Origin of the sequence: Streptomyces rubradiris, assembly GCF_016860525.1 — a bacterium.
GTDB lineage: Bacteria > Actinomycetota > Actinomycetes > Streptomycetales > Streptomycetaceae > Streptomyces > Streptomyces rubradiris.
Map to the genome: position 1 here is coordinate 3,570,670 of NZ_BNEA01000015.1, position 15,068 is coordinate 3,585,737.

Below are 15,068 nucleotides of genomic sequence, written 5' to 3' on the forward strand. Positions count from 1 at the left end.
CCACTCGTACCGGTCGTGAACATGGCCGACATGGACATCGGTGTACTGCTTCCGACCGGAACCGCCCAGTGGGGCCCCGCCGACGACCCTCGCGAGCTGGTTGCCTTCGGCCGCTACGCCGAACGCTCGGGCTTCTCCTCGCTCTTCGCCAACGATTCTCTGCTCAGCCCGCGCGTCGAGGCGCTCACGATGCTGGCCGCACTCGCTCCGGTGACCGAGGCCGTGACGCTGGGCACAGCCGCACTGATGCCGTTCCTGCGTCGGCCGATCCAGGCCGCGCAGGCACTCGCGTCGATCGACCTGCTGTCCGGTGGCCGGCTCACCGTGACCGTCGGCGCCGGCTTCCCCGGCCGCTTCGGACGTCCCCTCTACGCACTGTCCGAGCTGCCGTGGGATAGGCGCTTCGCCCGCCTGGACGAGACTGTCGCGCTGTGGCGGGCCCTGTGGGACGGCGCCGACGCCTTCCACGGCGAGATCCTCCGGTTCGACGACATCCCGCCCACGACCAGGCCGCCCCGAGCCGGTGGCCCGCCCATCTGGCTCGGCGGTGCGACCCCCGCAGCGCTGGCCCGCACTGGCCGACTGTACGACGGATGGCTGCCCTATCCGCCCGACCCCGCCGACTACGCGTCCGGCCTCCGCAGCGTCCACGAAGCGGCAACCGACGCAGGACGTGAGACCGAGGACATCACCCCCGCACTCTTCGTCTCGGTACGGATCGACAACGACATCGAGAGCGGCCGTCGGGCACTGGACGACTACGCGCGGGCCACATACGGCATGCCACTGGAGGAGCTGGAAAAGAACCAGGCAGTTGTCACCGGCTCCGCGGACCAAGTGCTTGAACACCTAGGACGGTACGTCGCCGCCGGTGCTCGGCACATCGTCGCCCGCCTCGGTGCCCCCGACCTGCGCTCCCAGCGCGACCAACTCGAACGGATCGCCGACCTGATCCCCGCCGTCCAAGTGGCGGCGGATCGCGCCTCCGCCTCGGAAAGCTTCTGAGTCCGGCCCAGCCGACACGAAGCGACGATGACGGGACAGCGCTCAGGCACTCCGGTCAACGCTGCTCAGGAGTTCCCGGGTCCGATGGATCAGGGCTTCGCGGACCGAGTCGGGGGACAGGACCTGGAGGGGCGTGGCCAGGCCGAGGAGGTAGCGGGCCAGGCCGTCCGGGTCCGGGCCGCCGATGTCGACCACCGTCGCCTCGGGGCCGTCGGGGTAGTGGGTGCCGATGGTCGGGGGGATCAGGCGTTGAGCCTCCCGCAGGGGGAGCGGGAGGCGGATCCTCGCCGACAGGGGGTACGGGCCGTTCGCCGTGTTGTGGGACACCAGCTGTGCCGCGTCCGGCGGGTCGGTGATCTCAACCTGCTGCCCGGTTGGGTTCACGTGCTCCACCCGGTCCGCCCGGAACGTCCGCCACCCCCGGGCCACGTCCCGCGCCACGAAGTACCAGCGCCTGCCGGTGTGCACCAGCCGGTACGGGTCCACGTCCCGGACCGTGTTCCGTCCCTTCCCGTCGCAGTACGACAACCGCACCCGCTCCCCGCGCCGGCACGCCGCCGCCAGCTCCAGCAGCATCCCCGGCCGCAACCGTCCCTCCTCCGGCCACGGCAGCCGTACGAGCGCCTCGTCCCACTCCCCCAGCCGCCCGGCCACCCCCGCCGGCAGCACCTGCCGCAGCTTCAGCAGCGCCGACAGCGCGGCCTGGTCCCCGCCGAGGATGCCGCCGAACGCCACTTCCCGCAGGCCGACCGCCACGGCCAGCGCCTCCTCGTCGTCCAGGATCAGCGGCGGCACCCGCGAACCGGCCCGCAACCGGTAACCGCCCCACGGCCCGGCCTCGGAATCGACGCTGTACCCCAGCTCCCGCAGCTTCGCGACGTCCCGCCGCACCGTGCGGTCCGTGACCCCCATCCGCTCGGCCAGCTCGCCGCACGTCCACGAGGGCCGGGCGGCGAGCAACGACAGCAGACGCAGCAGACGGGCGGACGCGCTCAGCACGGGCGGAAGTTTTTCATACCGCCCGCCCCAACCAGGACCGAACCTGTCCGGGTCACGCCCTACCGTCCTCCCCATGAGCACGGAAACCACGTCCGCACCCGCCTTCCGCTATGTCGCCGTCACCTTCGACTGCGCCGACCCCGCCGAACTCGCCCGCTTCTACGGCGACATGTTCGGCCTGCCCGTCACCTACTCCACCGACGACTTCGTCTACCTCGGCGGCGACGACGGCACGCCCGGCCTCGGATTCACCCGCCTCGCCGACTACCGCCGGCCCACCTGGCCCGACCCCACCCAGGAGAAGCAGGCCCACATGGAGGTGGGCGTCGACGACCTGGACACCGCCGAGGCCCACCTGCTCGCCCGGGGCGCGATCAAGCCGGACGACCAGCCTCAGCCGGAACGGTGGCGGGTCCTGCTCGACCCCGCCGGGCACCCGTTCTGCATCACGACCATGACCTGACGCCGGGCCCGCTCACGGCACGGCGAACTCGCACCACACGATCTTCCCCGGCGTACGCTCCCCCACCCCCCACTTGTCGCTGAGCGCCGCCACCAGCAGCAGGCCCCTGCCTCCCTCGTTCTCCGGCCCACACGGCTCGTCCGGGACGCGAGGGGTGCCGGGGCCGCTGTCGTGCACCTCGGCGCGGACCAGCTCGCCGTCGTACCGCAGGCGGAGCAAAAAGCCCCGGCCCCTCGGTACGCCGTGCAGCAGGGCGTTCGTGGCCAGCTCACTCACGCAGAGCGACAGGTCGTGAGACCGGTTCCAGGACTCCAACCCCCAGTCCTTCAGCGACCCCTCGGTGAGCTGCCTGGCCGCCGGGACCGAGCGGCGGTTGCGGACGTAGAACTGGTCGCGGTGGCAGGGGAGTTCAATGTGCTCGTTCACGGGACGAATGTGGCGCAGCGTAACTACTCTGGTTCAGCGCGTAGTCCCGTACAAGGTTTTTGTACGGGTTGCTGCGGGGTGGTGCACCGGCCAGCGTGGGGAGTTCAGCAGGCATGACGCCTACACGGAGGAAGAACCAGTCGGCCATGAAGATGCTGGGCCGTCAACTCGCTGCGGCCCGTCGCGCGAAGGGGTTGAGTCAGCCCGGCCTGGCCTCAGCGCTGAACATCCACGAGGAAACGGTGGCCAGCATCGAGCAAGGCCGGCGGGTGCTGAAGCTGGACATGGCCGAGCTGTTCGACGAGTTCTTGGAGACCAAGGGAATGCTGGCGGCGGGGGTGGCCAACCTGCCGGAGGTGGATCAGTTTCCGTTGTGGGCGGAGGAGTACATGGATCAGGAGAAGGTCGCCATCTCGCTGTCCTGGTACGACAACGCCGTCATCCCGGGTCTGCTCCAGAGTGAAGCGTACGCTCGCGCCGTCCTGCGGAACCGAGTCCCGGCGTACGAGGACGAGGAGCTGGAGAAGGCCCTACGACTGCGGCTCGACCGTCAGGAGATCCTGCACCGCAAGCACCCGCCAACGCTCAGCTTTGTGGTGTGGGAACCGGCGCTGCTCCTACAAATCGGCACCGAGGAGATCCGCAGGGAGCAGTTGCAGCTCCTGCGAGAGATGCTCGAACTCCCCTGCGTCTCACTGCAAGTGCTGACACTGGACAGTCCCCTTCACGCAGGTCTCAACGGCCCATTCACTCTCATCGAGACTCCAGATCACCAGCACCTCGCCTACACCGAGTCGCAACGCGGCAGCCAATGGGTGTCCGACCCGGAAGAGATGTCCATCCTGGCGCGCAAGTATGCGATGCTGCGGACACAGGCTCTGAACACCGAATACACGAAGGGCCTGCTCGACAGCTTGCTAGGAGAGCGATGAGCTACGAAGCACTTCAGTGGTTCAAGTCGACCTACAGCGGCGACGAGGGCGGCCAGTGCCTCGAAGTCGCCCTCACATGGAGCAAGTCGAGCTACAGCAGCAGCGAAGGCGGTCAGTGCCTTGAAGTGGCCGCGTCTCCCGGTGCGGTGCACATCCGGGACTCCAAGGAAACCCCCACCCAGCACCGCACCCTCTGCATCAGCCCTGTCACGTGGGACGTGTTCACCTCTTCCCTCAAGTGACCGTTGGGCCGCTCGCTTCTTGGTCAGTGTCGTGCTTCCACGGCCCGCCTCAAGGGCGCTGCGCGTCGGCTGCGCCGATGGGCCTGCGGCCCACCCTTGACCCGACCCGCTCCAGCACGAGGTAGAAGCGAGCGAGCGGCCCGGAAGGACAGTGGCCCAGCCCGGCACCGGGCCCCAGGCGAGCCGACCAGGCCCCGTCGGTGAGGGGCGCACCCGCGTCTCGCCAGCACGCCGGGCCGGTTCGGCGGCCTGCGGGTGATCCTGGCTCCCCCTGCCACCCCTCCTTCTGCACCACTCATTCCAAAACAACCCTCCCCACGTTCCGGCGCCCCCGCCTCCCACCGGGCCGCAAGCCGCTAAGCCCACCCGGCGTGCAGGCGAGACGCGAGCGCGCCCCCGACCCAGGATGCGAACGCAGCCCACCGCAGGGCCCAACCAAGTCCAGCCGGCCACTTTCCCCTGGCCGCCCGCTCGCTTCTCCCCCGTGCTGGAGCGAGGTGTGTCAAGGGTGGGCCGAAGGCCCATCGCCGAAGGCGACGCGGAACGCGCCCTTGACTCAGCTCGCGGAGGCACGACAATCGCCGAGAAGCGGGCGGCCCCACGGCAGCCGGACAACCCCGGCCCAGCTCAACGCCGTTGTCAGTGCCTGCCCCTACAGTCGGCGGCATGGCGACTCTTCCCAACCCGCTGCCCAAACTGGCCACCGATCCCAGCGGTCGTTCCCTGGGGCTTCAACTGCCGCCCGGCAGGCTGGTCGACGCGACGGACGACGGGCCCTGGCACCAACCCCTCCTGTGGCACGCGGAAAAGCCCTCCTCCCCCGGCACCTGGAAGGCCCTGGGCGCACCGGCGGCCCGTGCCGGGCTGCTGCCCGTGCTCGTGGACCTGGCCGGCTGCCGGGTCGGCGTGGACGACTGGGGGCTGCTGCCGGGCGACGCCTCGTACCCGGGGGACCACCTGGCCGACGACGTGCTCTCGGAGTACTGGGAGGAGGAGACCGACGGGCAGGACAGCGGTGAGATCGAGCCGTTCGGCACCGAGTGGCCGGGGCTCGCCTCCCCCGGCGTGCCGAACGCCGACCCCGACACCCGCGCCGCCACGGTCGCCGACGCCCTCCACCAGGAGCCGGCGCGATGGGCGGAGTGGATAGAGGAACCGCACCTGGCCCTCGTCCCCGCGCGCCGGTCCGCCGACATACCCGCCGCCATCGGCTGGACCGGTGCCCTGAACTACGACCACGACGTGGCCCGCGTCTGCGCCGTCCTGCGGTCCTGGGAAGACCGGTTCGGCATCCGGGTCGTGGCGCTCGGGCTCGACGCCCTCGTGGTGTCCGTCGCCGCCCCGCCCGGCACCCTCGCCGACGCCGAGGTCCTCGCCGCCGAGCACTACGCCCTGTGCCCGCACGCCGTCGTACAGAGTGGTCCGGGGAGCGTGCGGGCGTACGCCGAGACGCTGCTCGGCGCCACCAGCTGGGCCTTCTGGTGGGACTGAGTCACTCGAACTCCGACGCCGGCTTCCACTTCTGTCCGCCCAGCGGGAACGCGTACGCCGGCCGGCTGTTGTTCCCGCTGGTGCGGAACGGATGGCCGGCGTCATCGATCACCAGCGTGCCGTGGCGGCCACCGCTGGACCACGTCAGCTCCAGGAACCAGCTGACGTCGTACGCCGACGCGTCCGCCGTGACGTAGAAGACCTCCGGGTCCGACTGGCTCACCTTGAAGGGGAAGTTGTCGCTCCCCGCCTCCGGTACGGGTGACGGGCGCATCGCGTCCAGGGAGACCGTGAAGGAATGCGTCGGCACGCCACCGCCGCAGCCGACACCCGGGTAGCCCATGGCGTAGTCGTTCCAGGGGAGCGGCGAACGCTTGCCCGCCATGTGGACCGACAGCCGCTCCAGGACGACCGTCTGGTTTCCGGTGCCCTGCACGGTGAACGTGATGAACTGCTCCCCCGCCGACACCGCCTTGTTGACGGCCACCCACGCGGGCGCCTGCTGCTCCGTCGGCGGCGGGCCCACGGCGGTCGGCGGACGGTCGATCAGGTAGTGCTGCGAGCAGGGGCTCAGCCAGCTGTAGGGGTTGGTGTTGACCGTCAACGGCGCTGCTCCCGACGCTTCTTGGCGCGCGGTGGCCGACGGCTTGCCCGTGTGCTTCCCGTCGGTGGTGTCGGGGGCCAGGTCCCGCGCCCTGGCGGAGGCAGAGGCCGAGGGGGAGGCCGAACGAGTGGCCGAAGGGCTCGGGCTCCCGGACTTCGACGGCCGGGGGGTGGCGCTGTCCTGGACGAGCGCGGAGCCCACGGTGGCTGTCACGGCCTTCGCGTCGTTCCGCCGCTCGCCCTCGTCCGACGGCCGGTTGAGGGCGAACACCGTGCCGCCGACGACCAGCGCGGTGACCGTGACGGCCGCCAGGAAGGCGGTGCGGCGGCCACCCGCGATCAGGGACCGGCTCCGACGCCACCGGGTCGTGGGTGTGGATTCGGGTCCGGGTACGGCTGCCGCCGCCGGCTCTGGTCCGGGTACGGCTGCCGCCACCGGCTCTGGTCCGGGTACGGCTGCCGCCGCCGGCCCTGGTCCGGGTACGGCTGCCGCCGCCAGTCCTGGTTCCGGCGCGGCCTCCGCCTCCGGGGCCCCCTGAGCCACCACCTCCGGGGCCGCGTCCGGTACCGGGGCTGCCACCACCTCCGGAGCCGTCTCCGGTGCTACGACCGGCTCGGCCCCCTTCCGGCCCCGCCCCGCGTCCGCCAGGACCCACCGGCGGTGCAGTTCCACCAGTTCCCCGGGCGTGGCCTTGCAGAGCCGGGCGAGCCGCTCCACGGGGGCGTAGTCCGTCGGTACGGCGTCCCCGTTGCAGTAGCGGTGGAGTGTCGACGTACTCATGTGGAGCCGCTTGGCGAGCGTGCCGTAGCTGTGCCCGGAGCGGTTCTTCAACTCCCGCAGCAGCTCGGCGAAACCGCTTTCGGGGATGCCATCCGACACCGTTCCTCCAGTCCCCCTCGTCCCACCCCGGCGTTCCAGGGAGGTGTTGTTTCCGCAGGTCAAAGCCGGTTCCGGCGTTCCAGCATCCCGGATTGGCGGCCAACGCTGGCCGTCGGGACGAGTTCGCCCACAGGCTGTTGGTCATCCAAGCACGACAACCGGCCCAGCCCGAAAGAGGACTTGCCATGCGTATGCGCCACATTCGTCTGATCGCCGCTACCGGAACCGCCGTGGCCGCCCTTGCCCTCACCGCGTGCGACAACGGCACGGGCACCGAGGACGAGGGCGCCGCCCGCCCGAAGGCGACGGTGGCGGCGGCGACGGCGGACGTCTCGAAGTCGCCCGAGAGCACCACCCCGGCGAAGGAAGCCACCGGCGGCGGCACCGCCGACGCCTCCCCCGTGGCCCGTACCGACGCGCCCAGCGCCAAGCCGGCCGCCCCCACCGCCCGCAAGGGGCAGAGCGCCGGACGCTCCGTGGTGCTGTGCAACGGCACGAACACGTCCGTCACCGCCCAGCTGCTCAACCGGCCGCTGAACCACATGCTGCTGACGGTGAAGAACACCGGCGGCAAGACCTGCGACCTGCCCTACTACCCGGTCCTGCGCTTCGACGAGATGCAGTGGGTGCCGCAGGCCGACGAGGGCACCCAGCCGCAGTCCGTGGTCTCGCTGGCGCCCGGCGAGTCGGGGTACGCGGGTGTGCTGCTGTCGGCCGCCGACGGCAGCGGCAGCGGCGGGATGACCGCGCACAAGCTGACGGTGGGCTTCCAGGGAATGTCCCCGAACAGCGACGGCGGCCCGTCCGCGACGCCGACCCTGCCCGCCAAGGGCGTCTACTACGACAGCACGCTCAAGGTGACGTACTGGCAGAAGGACCTGGGCGCCATCTCCAACTGGTGAACGGCAACGCCTTCATCCGCATATCACCTCTAAGGGCGGTTTGCCGCATTCGGGGCATGCGTCGGGGAAAGGCTCCCGGCGCATGCCCCTCGGAGCGCCTCGGCCGCCGGCGTCGCACGACGCCACGGCCCCGGTCTCCGCAACCCGCTGGATGAAAGGCGACCCTTCATGGCTTTCGCGTTCCGCAAGTCCCTCGGCGTCCTCGCTCTCGCGCTGGCGGCCGCCGCCCTCCCGTCGGCCGCCGCCACGGCCGCCGCGCCGGAGGCCGGCGCATCCAGGATCGGCAACTACTGCCTGTCCAACACGTGGGGGACACCGGAGGCCCGCACCAGGGTGTGCGCCGACGAACCCGGACAACGCTGGAGGATCGCCGGCGACCACGTCGTGCTGGCCGCGGACCCCCACTACTGTCTGTCCAACACGTGGGGGACGCCCGAGGTCCGCACCAGGCTCTGCGCCGACGAACCCGGACAGCGGTGGAAGCTCGTCGGCGACCACGTCGTGCTGGCCGCCGACCCCCACTACTGCCTGTCGAACACCTGGGGCACGCCCGAGGTCCGCACCAGGCTCTGCGCCAACGAACCCGGACAGCGGTGGGCCGTGCTGGGTGACCGCATCACCCTGACCGACGCCTGAGGCCGCGACGCAGCTCCCGTGGGTTCGCCGGCCCGCCGGCCCGGCGAACCCAGGGGCCGCAGAGTCAGCGGAGCTTCTGGGCGACCTCGGTGGCCCAGTAGGTGAGGATGTTCCGGGCGCCGGCCCGCTTGATGCCGGTCAGGGTCTCCAGGATGGCCCGGTCCCGGTCCACCCAGCCCTTCTCGGCGGCGGCCTCGATCATCGCGTACTCGCCGGAGATCTGGTACGCGGCCACCGGCACGTCCACGGCGTCCGCGACCCGGGCGAGGATGTCCAGGTAGGGGCCGGCCGGCTTGACCATCACCATGTCGGCGCCCTCGGCGAGGTCCAGCTCCAGCTCGCGCAGGGACTCGCGCCAGTTGGCCGGGTCCTGCTGGTAGGTCTTGCGGTCGCCCTGCAGCGACGAGGCGACGGCCTCGCGGAACGGGCCGTAGAACGCCGAGGAGTACTTGGCGGTGTAGGCGAGGATCGCCACGTCCTCGCGGCCGATCTGGTCCAGCGCGTCACGGATGACGCCGATCTGGCCGTCCATCATCCCGCTGGGGCCCACGACATGGGCGCCGGCGTCGGCCTGGACCTGCGCCATCTCGGCGTACCGCTCCAGGGTGGCGTCGTTGTCGACCCGGCCCTCGGCGTCCAGGACCCCGCAGTGCCCGTGGTCGGTGAACTCGTCCAGGCACAGGTCGGACATCACGAGCAGGTCGTCGCCGACCTCGGCGCGCACGTCCCTGAGGGCGACCTGGAGGATCCCGTCCGGGTCGGTGCCGACCGTGCCCCGGGCGTCCTTCTTCGACTCCTCCGGCACGCCGAACAGCATGATCCCGGAGATCCCGGCCTCCACCGCCTCCAGCGCGGCCTTCTTCAGGCTGTCCCGGGTGTGCTGCACGACCCCGGGCATGGAGCCGATCGGCACCGGCTCGCTCACGCCCTCCCGGACGAACGCCGGGAGGATGAGGTCGGCGGGGTGCAACCGTGTCTCGGCGACCATCCGCCGCATGACGGGCGAGGTCCGCAGCCGCCGGGGACGCGTACCGGGAAAGGATCCGTACTTCGTCATGCCATCTACGCTACGCCCGCCCCACCCGTGCCTTTGCCGACGCCGAGTCGGCCCGGAGACGAGACGGCCGGGGGCCGACGGGACGTGCCCGCCGGCCCCCGGCCGTGCTGTCTCAGGTGGTCGAACGGCGCCTGCGTGCCCCCGGGCGGCGTTCGCTCGGGCGGGTCACCGGGTCGCCCGCCTCCAGCGCCGCCGCGCGGCGCTTCATGCCGAAGTCGGCCAGCGCCTCGGCCAGCTTGTGCACCGACGGCTCCGGAGCCATCACGTCCACCCGGAGCCCGTGCTCCTCGGCCGTCTTGGCCGTGGCCGGGCCGATGCAGGCGATCACCGTCACATTGTGCGGCTTGCCCGCGATGCCGACCAGGTTGCGGACCGTGGAGGAGGAGGTGAACAGGACCGCGTCGAAGCCGCCGCCCTTGATCGCCTCACGGGTCTCCGCCGGCGGCGGCGAGGCGCGCACGGTGCGGTAGGCCGTGACGTCGTCCACCTCCCAGCCCAGGTCGATCAGCCCGGCCACCAGGGTCTCGGTGGCGATGTCGGCGCGCGGCAGGAAGACGCGGTCGATCGGGTCGAACACCGGGTCGTAGGGAGGCCAGTCCTCCAGGAGGCCGGCCGCCGACTGCTCGCCGCTCGGCACCAGGTCCGGCTTCACGCCGAAGGCGACCAGCGCCTTGGCGGTCTGCTCGCCCACCGCGGCCACCTTGATGCCCGCGAAGGCACGGGCGTCGAGGCCGTACTCCTCGAACTTCTCCCGGACCGCCTTGACCGCGTTGACCGACGTGAACGCGATCCACTCGTAGCGGCCGGTGACCAGGCCCTTGACCGCCCGCTCCATCTGCTGCGGGGTGCGCGGCGGCTCCACCGCGATCGTCGGGACCTCGTGCGGCACCGCGCCGTAGGACCGCAGCTGGTCGGAGAGCGAGGCCGCCTGCTCCTTGGTCCGCGGCACGAGCACCTTCCAGCCGAACAGCGGCTTGGACTCGAACCACGACAGCTGGTCGCGCCGGGCCGCGGCGGAACGCTCGCCGACCACGGCTATCACCGGCCGGCCGCCGTCCGGCGACGGCAGCACCTTGGCCTGCTTCAGCGTCTGGGCGATCGTGCCGAGCGTCGCCGTCCAGGTGCGCTGGCGGGTCGTCGTACCGGCGATCGTCACCGACAGCGGGGTGTCCGGCTTGCGGCCCGCCGAGACCAGCTCGGCCGCCGCGGCGGCCACCGAGTCCAGCGTCGTGGAGACGACCACCGTGCCGTCCGACGTGCCGACCTCCGACCAGCACCGCTCGGAGGCGGCCCGGGCGTCCACGAACCGGACGTCCGCGCCGTCGGCGTCCCGCAGCGGCACACCGGCGTACGCGGGCACGCCGACCGCCGCCGCGACCCCGGGGACGACCTCGAAGGGCACCCCGGCCGCGGCGCACGCGAGCATCTCCTCCGCAGCGCATGTGTCCAGTCCCGGGTCCCCGGACACCGCACGCACGACCCGCCTGCCGCCCCGCGCGGCCTCCATGACAAGATGAGCGGCATCCGGGGCAGCGCCCGGGACAGCGGCGGGTGTTGACGTGCCGTCAACTACCGTCAGCTGGGGCGTGCCCGTGCCCGGCGGCGAGACCGAAGAGGGATCGGCGTCCGTCTGCACGACGGAGACGCCCTGTCGGGCGTGCGTCCGGATGACGTCGAGCACCTCGTGCTCGGCGACCAGGACGTCCGCGTTCGACAGCGCCTCCACGGCGCGCAGAGTCAGCAGTCCCGGATCCCCGGGTCCGGCACCTAGGAAGGTGACGTGCCCGTGTTCCGGACCGGCGGCAGGAAGGGCGGTGGGGCTCAATGTGCTCGCTCCCCCATCAGACCGGCCGCGCCCTGGGCGAGCATCTCGGTGGCGAGTTCGCGACCGAGTGCCCACGCCTGGTCGTGCGTCTGGGGCACGGGACCGGTGGTGGACAGCTGCACCATGCGGGTGCCGTCGGTCGTGCCGACGACGCCGCGCAGGCGCATTTCCTTGACGATCTGCCCGTCGACCAGAAGGTCGGCCAGCGCCCCTACAGGTGCGCTGCAACCGGCCTCCAGGGCGGCGAGCAGTGACCGCTCGGCGGTGACGGCGGCCCGCGTGAACGGGTCGTCCAGCTCACCGAGCGCGGCGATCAGTTCCGCGTTGTCCGCGGCGCACTCGATCGCCAGGGCCCCCTGGCCGGGGGCGGGCAGAACCGTGTCGACCGACAGGAAGTCGGTCACCTCGCCGATGCGGCCGATCCGGTTGAGGCCGGCGGCGGCCAGCACGACCGCGTCCAGCTCGCCGTCGCGGACGTACCCGATGCGGGTGTCGACGTTGCCGCGGATCGGGACCGTCTCGATGTCCAGTCCGTGCGCGCGGGCGTACGCGTTCAGCTGCGCCATGCGGCGCGGCGCGCCGGTGCCGATGCGGGCGCCGCGCGGCAGGTCGGTGAACTTCAGCGCGTCGCGCGCCACGATCACGTCCCGCGGGTCCTCGCGCTCCGGTACGGCCGCCAGGACCAGTTCCTCGGGCTGCGCGGTCGGGAGGTCCTTGAGCGAATGAACCGCGAAGTCGACCTCGCCCTTGAGCAGCGCGTCCCGCAGCGCGGTGACGAACACACCGGTGCCGCCGATCTGCGCCAGCGCCTCCCGGGACACATCGCCGTACGTGGTGATCTCGACCAGCTCGACGGGCCGGCCGGTCACCTCGCGGACGGTCTCGGCCACCTGCCCGGACTGGGCCATGGCGAGCTTGCTCCGCCTGGTCCCCAGCCGCAGTGCCTTCTCACTCATGCTGGCCCTCGGTTCTTGTTCCGCGTGCTGTTCCCGGCCCCTACGGCGGCGGCCGTCTCGGGGTCGAGGTCGAACAGGGTGCGCAGCGCGTCCGCGTACCCGGCGCCGCCGGGCTCGGCCGCGAGCTGCTTGACCCGTACGGTCGGCGCGTGCAGCAGCTTGTCGACGACCCGGTGCACGGTCTGCCGGATCTCGCCGCGCTGGCGTTCGTCCAGGTCGGGCAGGCGGCCGTGCAGGCGGGCCAGCTCGCCGGCGACCACGTCGGCGGCCATGGAGCGCAGCGCGACCACGGTCGGGGTGATGTGCGCCGCCCGCAGGGCGGCGCCGAAGGCCGCGACCTCGTCGGCGACGATGCGCCGGACCTGGTCCACGTCGGCGGCCATCGGCGCGTCGGCGGAGGCCTCCGCCAGCGACTCGATGTCCACCAGACGGACCCCGGCCAGCCGGTGCACGGCCGCGTCGATGTCGCGGGGCATGGCCAGGTCGAGCAGGAAGAAGAAGGGCGCGGGACGCTCGGCCACCGGCTCCGGCTTGCGCCGCTCGGGGACCCGGCCGACGGTGGCGGCGGTCGCGGCGAGCGCGCTGATCAGCTCGGCGTCCGCCTCGGGGCTGCGCCGCTCGCGGCGCTCGGCCGTGCTGCCGCCGGCGACCCAGGCCGCGTGCTGCTCCAGGGTGGCCGCGTCCATGCCGGCCACGGCGGCCTCGCCCATGACGGAGAAGCCGGGCTGTACGGCGGCCAGGTCCAGCGGGCAGTTGTCGTCGGCGCCGAGGCCGGTGTGGCGCTGCGGGGCCGTCGGCTTCACGGCCGTGAAGCCGGTCTCCGCGGCGGGGTGCCCGGTGCGGCCCTCGACCGCGTGCGCGACCGCCTCCGCGGTGAGCACCAGGCCCGTCGCCCCGGTACAGGAGACGACGACGTCGGCGCGCGTGAGCTCGTCGGCGACCGCGTCCATCGGCACCGCGCGGGCGGTGACGGCGTTGTCGTCGGCCTCCAGCAGGATCCGGGCGAGCCGCTCGGCGCGCTCGAAGGTGCGGTTGGCGACGACGACCTCGGCGACACCGGCGCGCGCCAGCGTGGCGGCGGCCAGGGACGACATCGATCCGGCGCCGATGACCAGCGCCTTCTTGCCGCGGGCCCAGTCGGGCACGGCCGCGCCCACGGCCAGCTGCTCCAGGCCGAAGGTGACCAGGGACTGGCCGGCGCGGTCGATGCCGGTCTCGGAGTGGGCGCGCTTGCCGACCCGCAGGGCCTGCTGGAACAGGTCGTTCAGCAGCTTGCCGGCGGTGTGCAGCTCCTGGGCGCGGGCCAGGGAGTCCTTGATCTGGCCGAGGATCTGGCCCTCGCCGACCACCATCGAGTCCAGCCCGCAGGCCACCGAGAACAGGTGGTGGACGGTCCGGTCCTCGTAGTGCACGTAGAGGTACGGCGTCAGTTCCTCCAGGCCGACCCCGCTGTGCTGGGCGAGCAGCGTGGACAGCTCGGCGACACCGGCGTGGAACTTGTCCACGTCGGCGTACAGCTCGATGCGGTTGCAGGTGGCGAGCACCGCGGCCTCGGTGGCGGGCTCGGTGGCGACCGTGTCCTGGACCAGCTTGACCTGGGCGTCCGCGCTCAGCGCGGCCCGCTCCAGCACGCTGACCGGGGCACTGCGGTGGCTGAGGCCTACGACGAGGAGGCTCATGCCGGCATCACGGCGGGGACGTCCCCGTCGGGCCCCTGGTCGGCGGAGGTCCCGCGGGGGGTGGCGGCGGGCAGGGCGCCGTCGCCCGCGGGGGTCTCCTCGCCGGCCTTGCGCTGCTCGTGGAAGGCGAGGATCTGCAGCTCGATGGAGAGGTCGACCTTGCGCACGTCCACGCCGTCCGGGACGGACAGCACGGTCGGCGCGAAGTTCAGGATGGAGGTCACGCCGGCGGCCACGAGCCGGTCGCAGACCTGCTGGGCGGCGCCCGCCGGGGTGGCGATCACGCCGATGGAGACCCCGTTGTCCTTGATGATCTTCTCGAGGTCGTCGGTGTGCCGCACCGGGATGCCCGCGACCGGCTTGCCGGCCATCGCCGGGTCGGCGTCGATCAGCGCGGCGACCCGGAAGCCACGGGAGGCGAAGCCGCCGTAGTTGGCCAGGGCGGCGCCGAGGTTGCCGATGCCGACGATCACAACCGGCCAGTCCTGGGTCAGGCCGAGTTCGCGGGAGATCTGGTAGACGAGATACTCCACGTCGTAACCGACCCCACGCGTCCCGTAGGAGCCCAGGTACGAGAAGTCCTTGCGCAGCTTGGCGGAGTTGACCCCCGCCGCCGCGGCCAGCTCCTCGGAGGAGACCGTGGGGACCGAGCGCTCAGACAGAGCGGTCAGCGCTCGGAGGTACAGCGGAAGCCGGGCGACGGTGGCCTCGGGAATCCCTCGGCTACGGGTCGCCGGTCGGTGTGTTCGGCCAGTTGCCACGGTGCTCCTGCGGGTAGAGCGGGGCTGTAGGCGGTCACACGTCCCCAGACCGCCCCGTCGACAGCAGGCTATGTCTTTGTGAACGCGTGCACAAAGATGGTGTCCGATTTGCCCCGCAGAAGTGACCGGGGTCACGCCATTTTCACGCCCGGAGCGGGAACCGGCGCACACGCGCCGCCGTTCCTTCGTTACTGGGGGCAAAACCGCACAC

Annotated in this window: 15 protein-coding genes; 7 read left to right on the plus strand and 8 right to left on the minus strand. The window is 71.9% G+C overall.

All coding sequences use genetic code 11. The features are described from left to right. Positions 1-30 precede the first annotated feature (30 nt). On the plus strand, positions 31-1,005 hold the full coding sequence (locus Srubr_RS29010; RefSeq protein WP_189994454.1) for an LLM class flavin-dependent oxidoreductase: 975 nt from the start codon (positions 31-33) through the stop codon (positions 1,003-1,005). Positions 1,006-1,047: 42 nt separating this feature from the next. On the opposite strand, the gene Srubr_RS29015 is transcribed toward Srubr_RS29010, so the two are convergent. After that, on the minus strand, positions 1,048-2,004 hold the full coding sequence (locus Srubr_RS29015) for a helix-turn-helix transcriptional regulator (RefSeq protein WP_189994456.1): 957 nt from the start codon (positions 2,002-2,004) through the stop codon (positions 1,048-1,050). 73 nt (positions 2,005-2,077) lie between these two features. Between Srubr_RS29015 and Srubr_RS29020 the strand changes: the two genes are divergently transcribed. After that, positions 2,078-2,467 carry a VOC family protein gene (locus Srubr_RS29020; RefSeq protein ID WP_189994458.1) on the plus strand — a complete coding sequence of 130 codons (390 nt, stop codon included), beginning with the start codon at positions 2,078-2,080 and terminating at the stop codon, positions 2,465-2,467. A gap of 12 nt (positions 2,468-2,479) precedes the next feature. Here the strand turns inward: Srubr_RS29020 and Srubr_RS29025 are convergent, their stop codons facing one another. After that, on the minus strand, positions 2,480-2,893 hold the full coding sequence (locus tag Srubr_RS29025; RefSeq protein ID WP_189994460.1) for an ATP-binding protein: 414 nt from the start codon (positions 2,891-2,893) through the stop codon (positions 2,480-2,482). Positions 2,894-3,039: 146 nt separating this feature from the next. On the opposite strand from Srubr_RS29025, the gene Srubr_RS29030 reads away from it, so the two are divergent. The 3 genes from Srubr_RS29030 to Srubr_RS29040 all read left to right on the plus strand — a co-directional run bounded on the left by Srubr_RS29030 (position 3,040) and on the right by Srubr_RS29040 (position 5,558). After that, positions 3,040-3,825 carry a helix-turn-helix domain-containing protein gene (locus Srubr_RS29030; RefSeq protein ID WP_189994462.1) on the plus strand — a complete coding sequence of 262 codons (786 nt, stop codon included), beginning with the start codon at positions 3,040-3,042 and terminating at the stop codon, positions 3,823-3,825. Next, on the plus strand, positions 3,822-4,067 hold the full coding sequence (locus Srubr_RS29035; RefSeq protein ID WP_189994464.1) for a DUF397 domain-containing protein: 246 nt from the start codon (positions 3,822-3,824) through the stop codon (positions 4,065-4,067). The genes Srubr_RS29030 and Srubr_RS29035 overlap by 4 nt, the downstream gene beginning before the upstream one ends. A 666-nt stretch (positions 4,068-4,733) precedes the next feature. Then, positions 4,734-5,558, plus strand: a complete 825-nt coding sequence (locus Srubr_RS29040; protein WP_189994466.1) for a DUF4253 domain-containing protein — start codon at positions 4,734-4,736, stop codon at positions 5,556-5,558. 1 nt (position 5,559) lies between these two features. Here the strand turns inward: Srubr_RS29040 and Srubr_RS29045 are convergent, their stop codons facing one another. Continuing rightward, positions 5,560-7,041, minus strand: a complete 1,482-nt coding sequence (locus Srubr_RS29045; protein ID WP_229926644.1) for a transcriptional regulator — start codon at positions 7,039-7,041, stop codon at positions 5,560-5,562. Between the two features lie 191 nt (positions 7,042-7,232). On the opposite strand from Srubr_RS29045, the gene Srubr_RS29050 reads away from it, so the two are divergent. Together Srubr_RS29050 and Srubr_RS29055 are read left to right on the plus strand one after the other, a co-directional pair. Beyond that, on the plus strand, positions 7,233-7,943 hold the full coding sequence (locus Srubr_RS29050; RefSeq protein ID WP_189994468.1) for a DUF4232 domain-containing protein: 711 nt from the start codon (positions 7,233-7,235) through the stop codon (positions 7,941-7,943). 168 nt (positions 7,944-8,111) lie between these two features. After that, a complete protein-coding gene (locus tag Srubr_RS29055; RefSeq protein WP_189994470.1) occupies positions 8,112-8,579 on the plus strand; it encodes an RICIN domain-containing protein in 468 nt (155 codons plus the stop codon). A gap of 64 nt (positions 8,580-8,643) precedes the next feature. Here Srubr_RS29055 and hemB read toward each other — a convergent pair whose 3' ends face one another. The 5 genes from hemB to Srubr_RS29080 all read right to left on the minus strand — a co-directional run bounded on the left by hemB (position 8,644) and on the right by Srubr_RS29080 (position 14,857). Continuing rightward, a complete protein-coding gene (hemB, locus tag Srubr_RS29060) occupies positions 8,644-9,636 on the minus strand; it encodes a porphobilinogen synthase (RefSeq protein ID WP_189994472.1) in 993 nt (330 codons plus the stop codon). A 112-nt stretch (positions 9,637-9,748) separates the two neighbouring features. Continuing rightward, positions 9,749-11,461 carry a bifunctional uroporphyrinogen-III C-methyltransferase/uroporphyrinogen-III synthase gene (locus Srubr_RS29065; protein WP_189994474.1) on the minus strand — a complete coding sequence of 571 codons (1,713 nt, stop codon included), beginning with the start codon at positions 11,459-11,461 and terminating at the stop codon, positions 9,749-9,751. Further along, positions 11,458-12,417 carry a hydroxymethylbilane synthase gene (gene hemC / locus Srubr_RS29070; protein ID WP_189994476.1) on the minus strand — a complete coding sequence of 320 codons (960 nt, stop codon included), beginning with the start codon at positions 12,415-12,417 and terminating at the stop codon, positions 11,458-11,460. The genes Srubr_RS29065 and hemC overlap by 4 nt, the downstream gene beginning before the upstream one ends. Then, entirely contained in the window at positions 12,414-14,096 is a 1,683-nt protein-coding gene (locus tag Srubr_RS29075) for a glutamyl-tRNA reductase (protein ID WP_189994478.1), read from the minus strand. The genes hemC and Srubr_RS29075 overlap by 4 nt, the downstream gene beginning before the upstream one ends. Then, the gene (locus Srubr_RS29080) at positions 14,093-14,857 is read right to left on the minus strand and encodes a redox-sensing transcriptional repressor Rex (RefSeq protein WP_189994480.1); all 765 of its coding nucleotides are present in this window, start codon (positions 14,855-14,857) and stop codon (positions 14,093-14,095) included. Before Srubr_RS29080 ends, Srubr_RS29075 begins: the two co-directional genes overlap by 4 nt. Positions 14,858-15,068 lie beyond the last annotated feature (211 nt).

What these genes read in the sequence shown, in the direction of transcription:
- Srubr_RS29030 (WP_189994462.1), top strand. Translation starts at nt 3,040, where the DNA reads ATGAAGATGCTGGGCCGTCAACTCGCTGCGGCCCGTCGCGCGAAGGGG.
- Srubr_RS29055 (WP_189994470.1), top strand. Translation starts at nt 8,112, where the DNA reads ATGGCTTTCGCGTTCCGCAAGTCCCTCGGCGTCCTCGCTCTCGCGCTG.
- Srubr_RS29020 (WP_189994458.1), top strand. Translation starts at nt 2,078, where the DNA reads ATGAGCACGGAAACCACGTCCGCACCCGCCTTCCGCTATGTCGCCGTC.
- Srubr_RS29035 (WP_189994464.1), top strand. Translation starts at nt 3,822, where the DNA reads ATGAGCTACGAAGCACTTCAGTGGTTCAAGTCGACCTACAGCGGCGAC.
- Srubr_RS29040 (WP_189994466.1), top strand. Translation starts at nt 4,734, where the DNA reads ATGGCGACTCTTCCCAACCCGCTGCCCAAACTGGCCACCGATCCCAGC.
- hemB (WP_189994472.1), bottom strand. Translation starts at nt 9,636, where the DNA reads ATGACGAAGTACGGATCCTTTCCCGGTACGCGTCCCCGGCGGCTGCGG.
- Srubr_RS29075 (WP_189994478.1), bottom strand. Translation starts at nt 14,096, where the DNA reads ATGAGCCTCCTCGTCGTAGGCCTCAGCCACCGCAGTGCCCCGGTCAGC.
- hemC (WP_189994476.1), bottom strand. Translation starts at nt 12,417, where the DNA reads ATGAGTGAGAAGGCACTGCGGCTGGGGACCAGGCGGAGCAAGCTCGCC.
- Srubr_RS29050 (WP_189994468.1), top strand. Translation starts at nt 7,233, where the DNA reads ATGCGCCACATTCGTCTGATCGCCGCTACCGGAACCGCCGTGGCCGCC.
- Srubr_RS29010 (WP_189994454.1), top strand. Translation starts at nt 31, where the DNA reads ATGGACATCGGTGTACTGCTTCCGACCGGAACCGCCCAGTGGGGCCCC.